Raw genomic sequence first — 15,231 nt, forward strand, 5'->3', positions numbered from 1 at the left:
GAGTTCCGGCTAGCGGGAACTGGAATTGGCGGCCTGCCATGACGACACGGGGGCGTTCGCGAGCGATTCTCGTAGCAGTGCAGACGCAAGGGGACCGGCCGGTTCGGGCGCACTCCGGAGCCGGCGGGTCGTGGATCGAAGGGCTGCGGGAGATGCGGCGGACGCGGATCGAGAAACGACGGCGGTCGGTCCGCGTCCGCCGGTACTCGCCCGGCACGCACGCGTGGAGCGACCTGCTGGACCCCAGGGACCCCGACCTGGTGCGCGCCAAGCGGCTGCCGCGGCCGGAGCGGCCCGCACGGGCCGCGCGACCGGAAGAGTAGGCGGCTTCGACCGCCCCCAGAGCCGGACGGACGCCTCTCCGTCCGAAGGACCGCCCGGACGTACGCAACGTCACCGCGTCGAAGGCTCCCCCGTCCTCGACGACTCCCCCCGCGCACGGCCGGGCGGTCACGCGTGCGTGGCCGGTCCGGTCAGCGGCAGCCGTACGTCCATGGTGGTGCCCTTTCCCGGCGGGCCGGTGACGTCGAGCTTGCCGCCGATCGCCTCGACCCGGTCGACGAGCCCGATCAGCCCGGAGCCGCGGCCGGGTTCCGCGCCGCCCACGCCGTCGTCACGGATGGTCAGCTCCAGGACGTCGTCGTGGATCTTCGCCGCGACCTCCACCACGCTCGCGTGCGCGTGCTTGGCGGCGTTGGTGAGGCACTCGGAGGTGACGTAGTACGCGGCCACCTCCACCTGCTCCGGGAGCCGCCGCGCGGGCAGTCGGAGGTCGAGTTCCACCGGCACGGCGGAACGGCGGGCCAGGGAGCGCAGGGCGGGTCCGAGGCCGCCCTTGGAGAGGATCGCGGGATGGATACCACGGGCCACCTGGAGCAGGTCCTGGGAGGCGTCATCGAGGCCCTTGCCCACGTGGGCGATCTGCTGGGCGAGTTCGGAGCTCCGGTCGGTGATCATGGACTCGGCGAGGCGCAGGTCCAGTTGGAGGGCGACGAGCCGCTGCTGGACGCCGTCGTGCAGATCGCGCTCGATGCGGCGCCGGGAGGCGTCCCCGGCGGCGACCACACGCGCGCGTGAGGCCGTCAACTGGGCGCGGCTGTCGGCCTTGGCGACCGCGGTGGCGATCAGCTCGGTGAAGTCGGCAAGGCGCGCCTCGGTCCCGTCGGGCAGCGGCTCCAGCGGCGAGGAGGCGACGACGACGCCCCACAGCCGGCCGTCCACGACGATCGGCGCCCCCACCGAGCGGCCCACGCGCGCGGCGGTCCTGGTGCGGGCCACCTCACGCGCCGCCGCCTCGCTCTCGGCGCTCCCGCCCCCGACGACCGGCTCGCGAGCGGGCGAGGCGCCGAGGACCGTGAGGGCGCCGTCGGACTCGTAGCGCAGCACGGCCGCGGCGCAGACACTCAGCAGGTCTCCCACCTCGTCGACCACGGCCCCGAACACGCGTTCCGGCGACTCGCCGTGGGCCACGCGCGTGGCGACCCGGCGCAGTGCGCCCTGTTCCCGCGCGGTGCGCCGGCTCTCGGTGACGTCACGGGCGGCGGCGTAGAACAGGCCCTCCTCGGGGACCGCCCTGGCGCTCCACTGCAGCCAGCACTCGGTGCCGTCCTCGCGCACGTACCGGTTCTCGAACTCGGCGAGTTCGACGCCGCCGGCCAGCCGGTCCAGGGCCACCCGGGTGGTGTGCCGGTCCTCGCGGTGGACGAACTCGATGGACGGCTTGGCCAGCAGTTCCTCGCCCGAGTAGCCGAGGGTGCGTTCGAAGGCCGGGTTGACGCGCTTGAAGTAGCCGTCGACTCCGGTGATGCACAGCAGGTCGGGCGAGAGGTTGAAGATGCTCTCCAGTTCCCGCTCGGCCTTCCTGCGCCGGCCGTGCGCCGCCGCGAAGGACGCCATCGTGGCGTTCATGCCGCCCAGGAGCTGGGCCCAGGTGCCGTCGAAGGAGACGGCGTCGGCGCGGTGTTCGAGCCGGTTGTCGTCGATCGCCGTGTTCATGGACCGGATCTCGGCGGCCAACTTCTCGGTGGTGACCCGCAGTTCGCGGAAGGTGTCGGCGACGTCGCCGAGTTCGTCGCGCCCCGCGTAGCGGATGTCGTACGACAGATCGCCGGACGACAGGGCCCGCGCGCCCGCCGAGACCTCGCCCAGCGGCCGGGTGATCGAGCGCCGCAGGGCCAGCGCGAGGACGGTGACGACGGCCAGCACGGCGAGGGAGACGGCGAGGTCGCGCACCGAGCGGACGCGGGCGCTGCGCAGGTCGTCCGCGGCCGTCCCGGCGAGTTCGCGCGCGGCTTGGTCCTGGATGCCGCGCAGGGAGTCGATCCGCGCCGTGGAATCGGCCAGCCAGAGGGTGTACGACGGCCAGGCGGCGGCCTTCGGGTCGGGCGCGGTGAGCAGGTCGCGCACCTTGCGCACGGCCCGGCCCGGAGCCTCGAACTGGGTGCTGTACAGCTCGGCCCGCAGCCGGTCGGAGGTGTTCTGCCGGAACTCCCGCAGCTGGGCCTCCTCCAGGGCGGGCCAGCGTCCCACGGCCGCGGGTCGCTGGTCGGGCGGCGCGTCGAGCAGGATGGCGATCTCGGCCCGCTCCCGTTCGGCGGCCTCGACGGCTCCCAGGATCGCGTCGTGCGCGTCGGCCGCCCGGCCCGACGCCCGGGTGGGGCGCCCGGCCTCCAAGGCGCCGACGGTGTCGAGGAGTTCGTCCTCGACGCCCTGGTACTCCTGCGCGAGCGCGCGGGCGGTGAGCGAGCCGGTGCCCGTCTGCACCCGCACCGCGTGCAGCCGGCGGCCGACGGCGTCGAGCTGGCCCGCGACATCGACCTCCGGCCAGGAGACGGCCCGTTCGGTGGCTCGCGTCAGGGCCCGGACGGTGGCCCGCTCGGCCGCGGACCGTTCGGCCAGCGTGCCCGGCGCGGGGCGCAACCGGGCCTCCACGGCGGCGATCCGCTCCTCCGCGACGGCGTCGGAGACCGCGGTGGTCGCGAACGACACCTCGGTCGCCGTGTGGAACCGGCCCAGTGTCCGCGCCTCCTCCCACTGCGCGACCCCGCTGAACGCCGTGAACGCCAACAGGCCGGTCACCGGCAGCAGTACGAGCAGCATCAGCTTCCTGCCGACCCGGAGGCGCGCGAGGAAGGGGACGCGTTCACCCCCGAGCCCATCGAATCCGCCGGGCGCACGGTCGCTCCGGTCTCTCGGTCCCGCGGGTCCTGAGCTGCGCATGGTCGGACCTCACCGGCCGGTGGGCGGGTAGTACCGGTGGTCGGCCAGGTCCTTGTCGATGGCCGCGACCGCTCGGTCGAGTGTGGGCCCGACCGGCGCCCCGTCGAGGACGATCTTCGCGAAGGCGCGGGAGAACGCGTCGGAGACCGCGCCGTAGGCGGGGGTACGCGGCCGGGGCCGGGCCGTGCCGTTCTGCAACTGCTCGATGTAGAGCCGCTCCGGACCGGCCCCGCGGAACTGCGCGGTGCGCTCGGTCGCCGTTCGGGTCGCCGGTATCGCGCCGTTGACGTCCGTCATGCGCACCACCTCGTCGGGGCTCAGCAGGAAGGCCAGGAACCGCCAGACGGCGTCCGGGTCGGCGCCGTTCGCGGGGACGGCCCACTGCCATGAGCCCATCCCGGTGACGGTGCCGTGGCCGAAGTCGGGCAGCGGCACGATCGTGATGTCACCGGGGAACGCCTCGGCGTACTCGCGCCATCTCCAGTGCCCCGACCAGGAGATGGGGCTGCGGCCCGCGGTGAACGCCCTGTCGTCCGCGCCGGGGTCGACGAGACCCGCCCCGACCCACGTCCGCAGCACGGTGAGCGCCCGGACGGAGTCGGCGCCGTTCAGATAGCCGTCGGCCGTGCGGTGGTTCTTCGGATCGATGAGGTCACCTCCCGCCGACCAGACCGCGGGAGCGAAGCCGTACGTGTTCCACTCGGCGCCCGGCGTCGAGTACCGGAGCCCGAGGTCGAGCGGTGCCTCGTACCCCTCCTCGCGGAGTTTCCTCAGGATGCCCGTGAACTCTTCGGCGGTCCAGGCGTCCGCGGTGCCCTGCGGAATCCGGACACCGGCCCGCTTCAGCACCGACGGCCTCACGTACAGCCCGAGTCCGGAGTCGAAGGTGCCGATCCCCCACAACCGGCCCGCGTACGTGCCCTGTTGGAGGATCGAGGGCAGCAGGTCGGCCCGCAGGGCGTCGGGCAGGCAGGAGCCGAGCGGCCGGAGTCGGCCGGCCCAGGCGTAGCCGAGGAGCTTCGGGGCGTCGAAGTCGAGCAGGTCGGGCAGGCCGCCGCCGGCCGCGGCGGCGCGCACCTCGGCGTCGTAGTCGCCGTCCGGAAGGGTCATGAGGGTGACCTTCACGTCGTGCTGGGACGCGTTGAACCGCCGTACCTGGGTCCGCAGGGTCGTCAACTCGCCCTGGGCCGTGGGCGAGTGGTACCAGACGGTGATCTGCGAGGTGCCGTCGATCCGCCCGTCGCAGGTCGTGTCGCCGCCCGGTGTCGCGGATCCCCTGCCGCCGCCGTCGGCGCCGTCTCCCGTGCAGCCCGCCAGGACCAGGGCGGCGGTCAGCAGGAACGCCGTCGCCGTTCGGGCGTCCGTCGCGCGGGACCGCCGGGGCGGGGCGTCCCCGGTCATGACCCCTTCTGCGGATAGCCGTCGTGGGCCGCCAGGTCCTTGTCGACGGCCTCGGCCGCCTGGTCGAGCGCGGCCTTGACGGGAGCCCGGTCGAGCATGATCTTCGCGAAGGCGTCGGAGAACGCCCTGGTGATCGCGGGATAGGCGGGCGTCTGCGGCCGCGGTCGCGCGACACCGTCCCGCAGTTGCTCGATGAACAGGTGCTCACCGCCGCCCGCGTCGTACTTCGGCGCGAGCCTCACGGCGCTGTTCGTGGCGGGGATCCCGCCGTTGGCCACGCTCATCCGCCGGATCTGCTCCGGCCGCATCAGGTACGCGAGGAAGCGCCAGACGGCGTCCCCGTCGGCGGTCCCGGCGGTGACACCCCACTGGTAGGACCCCATCCCGGTGACGGTCCCCCGACCGAAGTCGGGCAGTGGCACGATCGCCACGTCACCCGGGAACGCCTTCGTGTACTCGGGATAACGCCAGTGCCCGCTCCAGGAGATGACACTGCGCCCCTTGTCGAACGCCTTCTCGTCCTTGTTCGGGTCGATGTACCCCGCCTCGGCCCAGTCCTGCATGACGGTCAACGCCCGCACGGATTCAGGGCTGTTGAGGTAGCCATCGGCCGTCGAGTAGGTGTGCGGATCGATGAGATCACCGCCCGCCGACCATACGGCGGGAGCGAAGCCGTACGTGTTCCACTCCTCGCCGGGCTTCACGAACAGCAGCCCCACGTCGAGCGGCGTCCGGTAGCCCCGCTCGCGGAGTTCGGCGAGGATGCCCGTCAGTTCGTCGGCGGTCCAGGCGTCCGCGGTGCCCTGCGGAATCCGGATGCCGGCCTTCTTCAGCACCGACGGCCGTACGTACAGCCCGAGTCCGGAGTCGAAGGTGCCGATGCCCCACAACCGGCCCGCGTACGTGCCCTGTCGGCGGATCGAGGGCAGCAGATCCTCGCGCAGGTTCTCGGGCACGCAGGAGTCGATCGGCTTCAACTTGCCCGACCAGGCGTAGCTGTAGAGGTTCGGGCCGTCGAAGTCGAGCAGGTCCGGCAGGTCGCCGCTGGCGGCCGCGGAGTCGACCAGGTCGGTGTAGGGCCGGTTCTCGGGCAGGTTCACGAGTTCGACCCGGACCTGCCGCTGCGCCCTGTTGAACTCCTTGACCTGCTGCTGCAGCGTGGCGACCTCGCCCGAGGGGCCCGAGTGGAACCACACGGTGACATGCGCGGTCCCCTCGACCCGGCCGTCACATGTCGTGTCCCCGTGCGCCCGGTCGGACTTGGAGTCGTCGCTCCCACCACCACAACCGGCCAGCAACAAGGCGACCATCGACAGGCCGGCGACCAGGGCGCGACGGCTCCGACGGACTCCCGAACTGCTCGGCGACGCCTTCATCGCGCACCCCCACTCGACCGGACACCGCGGCCTCCCCAGGGCGCCTCCATGCTACCGGCGGTCACGTGACGCTGCGCTGGGTAAGCGTGAACCCGCTTGTTCGGCAAAGGACTTCAGCACATTCCAGGTGACCGGTAACCCGGCTCGCGAAGTTCTTCCGGCTAGCCGGAAAGCGCAATCAGCATCCGATTGGCACGCTGTCTGCATGTCCATGCGCTGTCTCCTCGTAGATGACAGCATCCGATTTCTGGAGGCCGCGCGCACGCTCCTCGAGCGCGACGGAATACCCGTCGTGGGCATGGCCTCGACGGGTGCCGAGGCTCTCGCGCGGGCGGCTGAACTGGCTCCCGACATCGTGCTGGTGGATCTCGACCTCGACGGCGAGAGCGGTCTCGACATCGCGGCGGACCTCTCCCGCAGTGTCTCCTGCGTGATCATCCTGATCTCGACGCACGCGCTGGAGGACTTCCAGGAGCTCGTGGCGGCCAGTTCGGCCCGCGGTTTCCTGCCCAAGTCCCGCCTGTCCGCGCAGGCCATCCGGGAGGTGCTGGGCGACGACGGGACCGACGGAGCGACTTGAGACCACTGATCGTGTCTCGGCCAGGAGTGTGTCGCGGTTGAGCCTCAGGTGTTGTCGGGACTTGGTCAACACGCTTCAATGCGGGGGAACTCGGGGCCTCGAACGACGGCGTACGGATGTGAAGACGTGCCCCGACGCCGTCGGCACGGCCCCGACCCACCAGCGTGAACCGGTCTGACCAGCCGAAGCGAGCATTCACAGAAAGGCCCTCTGCATGCCGCACGCCACACAGCACGCGGACGTCGGCGCCCTCGCCACCGCGGAACTGGACTCGGCCCTGCGGGGCGGCCCCTTCCACGTCGCGCTGCGCGCGGCGATCGCCGCCCGCGGACTGCCGCTGCAGCGGGTGCAGCACCATCTGTCGCGCTACGGGGTCAAGGTCGGCGTCACGAGCCTGAGTTACTGGCAGCAGGGCGCCCGGCGCCCGCAGCGCCCCGAGTCGATGCGCGCGGTACGGGCCCTGGAGGAGATACTCCAGCTGCCCGAGGAGTCCCTGATCCGGCTGCTCGCCGAGCCGGACGAGCCCACCTGCGAGCAGCGCCCGGCGGCCCGCACCTACCGCTCCCTGGTGGAGGCCTCCGGCGTCCTGGACCGGCTGCTGGCCGAGCTGGACCTGCCGCCGGACGGCGGACTGCACACCCTGGGCCACCACGAGCGGGTCCGCATAGGGGCCCACCGCGAACTGGCGGGGCGCGAGTCGCACCACATCGTGCGCGCCCACAAGAACGGCGTCGACCGCTTCGTGGCCGTCCACCACGGCGACCCGGGGTGCGTGCCGGAACGGATGCGGGTGCACGCGCTGGAGAACTGCCGCACGGGACGCGTGCTCGTGCACCAGGACACCGGTGTGCTCGTGGCCGAGCTGCTCTTCGACACCCGGCTGCGTGCCGGCGACACCTTCCTCTTCCGCTACGGCGTCGACGACGGCACGGGCGGTGTGTGCCGCGAGTTCGTGCGCGGGTTCGGCCCCGCCGGCGGTCAGTACGCACTCCAGGTGTGCTTCGACGAGCAGGTCCTGCCGACCCGCTGTCACCGGTTCGCCCAGCACTCGGCGGCGGCCCCGCGCAGCGGCCGCCAGGAGCTGCACCTCAGCGGCCTGCACCACTCGGTCCACCTCGTCGAACCGCGGGTGCGGACGGGGATCGTGGGGATCGGGTGGGACTGGGAGTAGTTCCTCGCGGACTTCGGCCCGTTCAGGGGTCGGCGTAAGGGCCTGTGCGGGCGGCGTGATGGTTCGCGGGTCTGTTCGCGGGTCGGCGTAAACGATTGCGGGTCTGTTCACGGATCGGCGTAAACGCTTGCGTAAGCGTTTACGTCGGCCGCCGGATGAGATACGTTCCCGCCCGGAGGGCCCGTCCGACCGGCCCGGGAGGGGATCACGTTGGCGACCATGGTGGACGTCGCGAAGAACGCCGGGGTGTCGGTGGCCACCGTCTCCCATGTCCTGAACGACACCCGGCCCGTGCTCCCCCACACCCGCCAGGCCGTCCTGGACGCCATCGACCGGCTCGGCTACACCCCGAACACCCTGGCCCGTTCCCTGGTGACCTCCCGCACCCGCTCCATCGGGCTCGCGGTGTCGGCGATCAGCAACCCGTACTTCACGGAGATCCTCCAGGGCGTCGAGGCCGCCGCCCTGGAGCACGGCTACAGCCTCCTGATCGCCGATCCGCACGACGACCCCGTGCACGAGCGCAAGGTCGTCCAGCTCCTGCACGAGCGGCGGGTGGACGGCATGATCGTCGCGCCCTCGCCCGATCCGCGTGAACTCCTCGCGTATCTCGGGCGCCACGAGGTGCCGGCCGTGTTCCTCGACCGGTTGATCGGCGTCGGGGCCGAGGACGGGCAGGGGGACGGCACCCCGCCGGACGGCACACACTCGGCCGCCGTACCCCGCCACGACCAGATCTGCGCCGAGAGCGCCGAACCGACCACCCGTCTGGTCACCCACCTCGCCGAGCTGGGCCACCGCAGGATCGCCTTGGTCGCCGGTCTGCCCGGGCTCAGCACCACCCGCGAGCGCATCGCCGGCTATCGGCACGGGCTCGCCGCCGCGGGACTCCCGTACGACGAACGCCTGTTGGCGCACGGCGACTCCGAGGCGGCCGGTGCCGAACGGGCCACCGACGCGCTGCTGTCCCTCGCCGTCCCGCCGACGGCGCTGGTCACCGCCAACAACGCGATGACCATCGGCACGCTGCGTGCGCTGCGCGAGCGGGGGCTGTCCGTGCCCGAGGACATCGCCCTGTGCTGCTTCGACGACTTCGCCTGGGCGGACCTGTTCACGCCCCGGCTCACCGCGATCGCCCAGCCCAGCAAGGAGATCGGCGCGCAGGCGGTCCGGCTGCTCCTGGACCGTCTCGCCGCCCCGGACCGGCCCGCCCGGACGGTTCGGCTCGCCTGCGCCTTCGTCCACCGCACCTCCTGCGGCTGCCCCGAGCGGCCCACTCCGTCCGAGAAAGGAACCGACTCGTGATCGTCGTCGCCGGTGAGGCCCTGATCGACCTGGTACCGCAGGGCACGGGTGCCCTCGCGGGCCTGCAGCCGGCGCTCGGCGGCGGCCCGTACAACACGGCCGTCGCCCTCGGCCGCCTCGGCTCGCCCACCGCCTTCTGCTCCCGCACCTCGCGGGACGCCTTCGGCGAGGCCCTGCTCGACGGGCTCCGCAAGGCCGACGTCGACGTGTCGGCCGTACAGCGCGGTACCGAGCCGACCACGCTCGCGGTCGCCACGATCGACACGCACGGTTCGGCGGCCTACTCCTTCTACGTCGAGGGCACCGCCGACCGGCTGTTCGCCGCTCCCCCGGCGCTCCCCACCGGGACCCGAGCCGTGTCCTTCGGCACCTGCTCACTGGTCCTGGAACCGGGCGCGACCGCCTACGAGTCCCTGATGCGCGCGGCAGCGGCGCAAGGTGTCTTCACCGCGCTCGACCCCAACATCCGGGCCGGGCTCATCCCGGACGCGGACGCCTACCGGGCCCGGTTCCGCGGCTGGCTGCCCTCGGTGTCGCTGCTGAAGCTCTCCGAGGAGGACGCCCAGTGGCTGGGCGGCACCCCGCGCGAGTGGCTGGCCGCGGGCCCGGCGGCCGTCGTGATCACGCGGGGCGGCGCCGGGCTCACCGCGTTCACCAAGGAGGGCGCGGAGTACTCCGTGCCGGGCGCGAAGGTCGACGTCGTGGACACGATCGGCGCCGGCGACACCGTGAACGCGGCGCTGCTGCACGGCCTCACCGTCATGGACGCGTTCTCCTCGGAGGGGCTGTCGGCCCTGGGCAGGGAGGGCTGGACCCGACTGCTGAACTTCGCGGCCCGCGCGGCGGCGATCACCTGCTCACGGGCGGGGGCGGAGCCGCCGTACGCGCGTGAGGTGGGCGAGATCTAGGGGAGCCCGCAGCCCGGGAAAACAGGCGGCGCCCCGCGGGAGTTACCCACGGGGCGCCGTTTCCGTACGTGGTCAGGCCTTGCGGGTCCGCGTGGTCTTCTTCGCGGGTGTGGCCTTCTTCGTGGTGGCGGTCGCCTTCTTCGCGGCCGCGGTGGTCGTCGTCCTGGCCGTCGCCGTCTTCTTGGCCGGTGACTTCGCCGCGACCGCCTTCTTGGCCGCTGTCTTGGCCGCCGTCTTGCGGGGGGCCTTCGCCGGGCCCGCGTCGCTGATGCGGTCGGCGTCGAGGATCTCGCGGAGGAACTTGCCGGTGTGGCTCGCGGGGACGCCCGCGACCTCCTCGGGCGTGCCCTCGGCGACCACGAGGCCACCGCCGGCGCCACCCTCGGGGCCCATGTCGACGACCCAGTCGGCGGTCTTGATGACGTCGAGGTTGTGCTCGATGACGATGACCGTGTTGCCCTTGTCGACCAGGCCGGACAGGACCGTCAGCAGCTTGCTGATGTCCTCGAAGTGCAGCCCGGTGGTCGGCTCGTCCAGGACGTAGACCGTACGGCCGGTGGAACGGCGCTGGAGCTCACTGGCGAGCTTCACGCGCTGCGCCTCGCCGCCGGACAGCGTGGTCGCGGACTGACCGAGCCGGACGTAACCGAGGCCGACGTCCTTGAGGGTGTTGAGGTGCCGGGCGATCGCGGGTACGGCCTCGAAGAAGTCCGTGGCCTCCTCGATCGGCATGTTCAGGATGTCGGCGATGGACTTGCCCTTGTAGTGGACCTCCAGGGTCTCCCGGTTGTACCGGGCGCCGTGGCAGACCTCGCACGGGACGTAGACGTCCGGGAGGAAGTTCATCTCGATCTTGATCGTGCCGTCGCCCGCGCAGTTCTCGCAGCGGCCGCCCTTGACGTTGAAGGAGAAGCGGCCGGGCATGTACCCCCGCACCTTCGCCTCGGTCGTCTCGGCGAACAGCTTGCGGACGTGGTCGAAGACCCCGGTGTACGTCGCCGGGTTGGACCGCGGGGTGCGGCCGATGGGCGACTGGTCGACGTGCACGACCTTGTCGACGAGGTCGTCGCCCTCCACGCGCGTGTGCCGCCCCGGGACGTTCCTCGCGCCGTTCAGCTCGCGCGCCAGGTGCGTGTACAGGATGTCGTTGACCAGCGTCGACTTGCCGGAGCCCGACACACCCGTGACGGCCGTGAAGACACCCAGCGGGAAGGAGACGTCGATGTCCTGGAGGTTGTTCTCCCGGGCGCCGTGCACCGTGAGCCGGCGGGACGGGTCCAGCGGGCGGCGGATGTCGGGCAGCGGGATGGCCTTCTTGCCGGACAGATACTGCCCGGTCATGGACTCGGCGTTGTCGAGCAGCTCCTTCAGGGAGCCGCTGTGCACGACCTTGCCGCCGTGCTCACCGGCACCGGGGCCGATGTCGACGATCCAGTCGGCGACCTTGATGGTGTCCTCGTCGTGCTCGACGACGATGAGCGTGTTGCCCATGTCGCGCAGCCGGACCAGGGTCTCGATCAGCCGGTGGTTGTCCCGCTGGTGCAGGCCGATCGACGGCTCGTCCAGGACGTAGAGGACACCGACGAGGCCGGAGCCGATCTGGGTGGCCAGGCGGATGCGCTGGGCCTCGCCGCCGGAGAGCGTGCCGGCCGCGCGGTTGAGGGAGAGGTAGTCCAGGCCGACGTCGACCAGGAAGCGCAGCCGCTCGTTGACCTCCTTCAGCACGCGCTCGGCGATCTTCTTGTCGCGCTCGTTGAGCTTCAGCTCGCCCAGGAACTCCGCGCAGTCGCTGATGGACATGCCGGAGACCTCGGCGATCGACTTCCCCATGACCGTGACGGCGAGGACGATCGGCTTCAGACGCGTGCCCTGACAGGTCGGACAGGGCACCTCGCGCATATAGCCCTCGAAGCGCTCACGGCTGGCGTCGCTCTCGGACTCGCTGTGCCGGCGCTTCACGAACGGCACGGCACCCTCGAACGGCGTGGTGTACACGCGCTCGCGGCCGTACCTGTTGCGGTACCGCACCTCGATCTGCGTCTTGTGGCCGTAGAGCAGGGCCTTCCTGGCGCGCTGCGGCAGACCGGCGAAGGGGATGTCGGTCCGGAAGCCCAGCGCGTCCGCGAGGGCGCCGACCAGTCGGCCGAAGTAGTCCTTGGTGTGGCCGTGCGACCAGGGGTGGATGGCGCCCTCGTCGAGGGACTTGTCCTCGTCCGGGACGATCAGCTCCGGGTCGACCTCCATGCGCGTGCCGATGCCGGAGCAGTCGGGGCAGGCGCCGAAGGGCGAGTTGAAGGAGAAGGAGCGGGGCTCCAGCTCCTCGAAGGACAGGTCGTCGTAGGAGCAGTACAGGTGCTCCGAGAACATGCGCTCGCGCTCGGGGTCGTCCTCGGGGAGGTCGACGAAGTCGAGCACGACCATGCCGCCGGACAGACCGAGCGCGGTCTCCACGGAGTCGGTGAGGCGGCGCTTGGCGGAGTCCTTCACCGTGAGGCGGTCGATGACCACCTCGATGGTGTGCTTCTCCTGCTTCTTCAGCGTGGGCGGGCTGGAGAGCTGAACGGTCTCGCCGTCCACGCGCGCGCGGCTGTAGCCCTTGGTCTGCAGGTCGGCGAAGAGGTCGACGAACTCGCCCTTGCGCTCGCGCACCAGCGGGGACAGCACCTGGAAGCGGCTGCCCTCGGGCAGCTCCAGGACCCGGTCGACGATGGCCTGCGGCGACTGGCGCGAGATCGGGCGGCCGCACTCGGGACAGTGCGGCTTGCCGATGCGCGCGAAGAGCAGACGCAGGTAGTCGTAGACCTCGGTGATGGTGCCGACCGTGGAGCGCGGGTTGCGCGAGGTCGACTTCTGGTCGATGGAGACCGCCGGGGACAGACCCTCGATGAAGTCGACGTCCGGCTTGTCCATCTGGCCGAGGAACTGACGGGCGTACGAGGAGAGCGATTCCACGTAGCGCCGCTGGCCCTCGGCGAAGATCGTGTCGAAGGCCAGGGAGGACTTGCCCGACCCGGACAGGCCCGTGAAGACGATGAGCGAGTCGCGTGGCAGGTCGAGCGAGACGTTCTTCAGGTTGTGCTCGCGCGCGCCACGGACGATGAGACGGTCGGCCACGCCGGTCCGCACCTTTCTTGAGTGAAGTGACAGGGGCGAGGCCCCCGTGCTTCTTCAGAGTAGGGGGAGCCACTGACAACGCCGGTCGGATTCCGAGTTGCTCAACAATCCCGGGCCATCCAGCATGCCCGACGCCGCACCCGACCATATAGCACGCGCATTCGATTTACGGCACAGCTTCACCACCTTCACCCAAAGGAGTGGCGCCGCTAGTGTCAGCAGCATGATTGATCACGCTCATGACCTGGCGTCTGTACGTGACGCGACCGACCGGCTGCTCACCGCAGCCACCAAACTGGACAACGTTTCGACGGCCGAGCCGTCACGGCTTCCGGGCTGGACCCGCGGCCACGTCCTCGCCCATCTCGCCCGCAACGCGGACGCGCTCGTGAACGTCTTCGAGGGCCGCCCCATGTACGTCGACGGGGAGGCCCGCGACGCCGACATCGAGCGGGACGCGCCCCGCCCCCTCGACGTCCAGCTCGCCGACCTGCGCGACAGCGCGGCCCGCTTCCAGGAGACGGGCGCCGCACCCGCCGACTGGTCGCGCACGGTGGAGCTGCGCAACGGCGTGACCGACTCCGCGGCGCGGGTGCCGTTCCGGCGCTGGATCGAGGTGGAGCTGCACCACGTGGACCTCGGCGTCGGCTACGAGCTGGAGGATCTGCCGGCGGAGTTCACGGAACGGGAGACCGACTTCCTCGCCGAGCGGTTCGCCGGGCATCCCGACGTACCGCCGACGCGACTGACGGACGGCACGCACGCGTGGAGCACGGGCCGCGCGGCGGATGCCCCCGCGATCACCGTCACGGGCTCGCCCGCCGACCTCCTGGGCTGGCTCGCGGGACGCCGCGACGGCTCGGGCCTGACGGTCGAGGGCGGGGCACTGCCGGGGCTTCCGCCTTTGTAGGCCACGGCTTCCGCCTCTACAGGTGGGGGCTTCCTCCTCTGTAAGAGGCGCACGATTCCCGGGCCGCCCACCCCTATAGGCTGGCCGTCATGACGTACAGCGGACAGGTGACGGTCGGCGGCCCGGCGGACGTGCACGAGCTCCCGGACCTGATGATCACGAAGATCGCGGTCGGGCCGATGAACAACAACGCCTATCTGCTGCGCTGCCGGTCCACGGACGAGCAGCTGCTGATCGACGCGGCCAACGACGCGGACACCCTGCTCGGCACGATCGGTGAGGACGGCATCACCTCCGTCGTCACCACGCACCAGCACGGCGACCACTGGCAGGCACTCGCCCGTGTCGTCGAGGCCACCGGCGCCCGCACCTACGCGGGCCGCGCCGACGCCGACGGCATCCCGGTACCGACCGACGTCCTCGTCGACGACGGCGACACCATCCGGGTGGGTCGCGCGGAACTCACCGCACGCCACCTGGTCGGGCACACCCCGGGTTCGATCGCCCTCGTCTACGACGACCCGCACGGGCATCCCCACGTGTTCACCGGCGACTGCCTGTTCCCGGGGGGTCCCGGAAGGACAACACACCCCAGGGATTTTGAGTCGCTGATGTCGGGCTTGGAAGCGAAGGTCTTCGTGCTCCCGGACGAGACCTGGATCTACCCGGGCCACGGTAACGACACGACCCTGGGCGCCGAGCGTCCGCACCTGCCGGAGTGGCACGCGCGCGGGTGGTAAGCCTACTGATCTGAGCGGACCCACCCATAGAAATGGTGCCCCGGTTAAGCGTTCGCACTGTCTCCGCCGGGCCTGAGCGAAGTCCTTGACCAGGAACTTCGGCTGATGCAGCAAAGTTTGGCCCGCGGTTGACGGCGAAGCGGATGTCGCGCCCCACCTATGGGCCTCGGCGAGCTGGTGGGCGTCAGTGGCCTGATTGAAGCGGCCGTAGTTACGCAGGGCCTGTCCGAACAGCGGCAGTTGTCTCCAGTCGGAATTCGGCCACTAGACCGGCACTGGCGACGCCTTTCGAGGGATACTTCTCCGTCCGTCGCGACGTGGCTCCATCACCCGGGAGCCCTGGAACTCGTCCGCCCGGCAACCCGATCGGCTGTCCGACCGGCAGTACCGTTACGTGGGGTGGCGAGAGACGGGTTGCGTCCTGAGAAGTGGTGTACGGGTTCGACCTGATCCGGGGGTTTGCTCCGGCATCCGGATCGTGCCCGCATAGATGAACGGCCACCGGCT

11 protein-coding genes are annotated in these 15,231 nt (G+C 71.2%); 7 read left to right on the forward strand and 4 right to left on the reverse strand.

Annotation, left to right across the window (positions count from 1 at the left end; translation table 11 throughout):
- The first annotated feature begins 77 nt into the window (after positions 1-77).
- Positions 78-323, forward strand: a complete 246-nt coding sequence (locus ACIP6U_RS47285) for a hypothetical protein (RefSeq protein ID WP_401729574.1) — start codon at positions 78-80, stop codon at positions 321-323.
- Between the two features lie 127 nt (positions 324-450).
- Here the strand turns inward: ACIP6U_RS47285 and ACIP6U_RS47290 are convergent, their stop codons facing one another.
- The 3 genes from ACIP6U_RS47290 to ACIP6U_RS47300 form a co-directional block, all read right to left on the reverse strand.
- Positions 451-3,099: a PAS domain S-box protein gene (locus tag ACIP6U_RS47290; RefSeq protein WP_401729575.1), complete on the reverse strand. Its 2,649-nt coding sequence runs from the start codon at positions 3,097-3,099 to the stop codon at positions 451-453.
- 129 nt (positions 3,100-3,228) lie between these two features.
- Complete coding sequence (locus ACIP6U_RS47295) at positions 3,229-4,620, reverse strand: ABC transporter substrate-binding protein (RefSeq protein ID WP_401729576.1); 1,392 nt, start codon at positions 4,618-4,620, stop codon at positions 3,229-3,231.
- Complete coding sequence (locus ACIP6U_RS47300; protein ID WP_401729578.1) at positions 4,617-5,996, reverse strand: ABC transporter substrate-binding protein; 1,380 nt, start codon at positions 5,994-5,996, stop codon at positions 4,617-4,619. Before ACIP6U_RS47300 ends, ACIP6U_RS47295 begins: the two co-directional genes overlap by 4 nt.
- A gap of 205 nt (positions 5,997-6,201) precedes the next feature.
- Between ACIP6U_RS47300 and ACIP6U_RS47305 the strand changes: the two genes are divergently transcribed.
- The 4 genes from ACIP6U_RS47305 (at position 6,202) to ACIP6U_RS47320 (ending at position 9,960) form a co-directional block, all read left to right on the forward strand.
- Positions 6,202-6,576, forward strand: a complete 375-nt coding sequence (locus tag ACIP6U_RS47305; RefSeq protein WP_401729580.1) for a response regulator — start codon at positions 6,202-6,204, stop codon at positions 6,574-6,576.
- A 214-nt stretch (positions 6,577-6,790) separates the two neighbouring features.
- Positions 6,791-7,747, forward strand: coding sequence for a hypothetical protein (locus tag ACIP6U_RS47310; protein WP_401729581.1), 957 nt, complete (start codon positions 6,791-6,793; stop codon positions 7,745-7,747).
- A 210-nt stretch (positions 7,748-7,957) separates the two neighbouring features.
- Positions 7,958-9,052, forward strand: a complete 1,095-nt coding sequence (locus ACIP6U_RS47315; protein WP_401729583.1) for a LacI family DNA-binding transcriptional regulator — start codon at positions 7,958-7,960, stop codon at positions 9,050-9,052.
- Positions 9,049-9,960, forward strand: a complete 912-nt coding sequence (locus ACIP6U_RS47320) for a carbohydrate kinase (RefSeq protein ID WP_401729584.1) — start codon at positions 9,049-9,051, stop codon at positions 9,958-9,960. Before ACIP6U_RS47315 ends, ACIP6U_RS47320 begins: the two co-directional genes overlap by 4 nt.
- Before the next feature lie 72 nt (positions 9,961-10,032).
- On the opposite strand, the gene uvrA is transcribed toward ACIP6U_RS47320, so the two are convergent.
- Entirely contained in the window at positions 10,033-13,074 is a 3,042-nt protein-coding gene (gene uvrA / locus ACIP6U_RS47325; protein ID WP_401729585.1) for an excinuclease ABC subunit UvrA, read from the reverse strand.
- Between the two features lie 223 nt (positions 13,075-13,297).
- Here uvrA and ACIP6U_RS47330 point away from each other — a divergent pair, with 223 nt between their 5' ends.
- Both ACIP6U_RS47330 and ACIP6U_RS47335 read left to right on the forward strand, forming a co-directional pair.
- Positions 13,298-13,984, forward strand: a complete 687-nt coding sequence (locus ACIP6U_RS47330; RefSeq protein ID WP_401729586.1) for a maleylpyruvate isomerase family mycothiol-dependent enzyme — start codon at positions 13,298-13,300, stop codon at positions 13,982-13,984.
- A gap of 89 nt (positions 13,985-14,073) precedes the next feature.
- Entirely contained in the window at positions 14,074-14,724 is a 651-nt protein-coding gene (locus ACIP6U_RS47335) for an MBL fold metallo-hydrolase (RefSeq protein WP_401729588.1), read from the forward strand.
- Positions 14,725-15,231 lie beyond the last annotated feature (507 nt).

This window comes from Streptomyces sp. NPDC088794 (assembly GCF_044750545.1).
Taxonomy (GTDB): domain Bacteria; phylum Actinomycetota; class Actinomycetes; order Streptomycetales; family Streptomycetaceae; genus Streptomyces.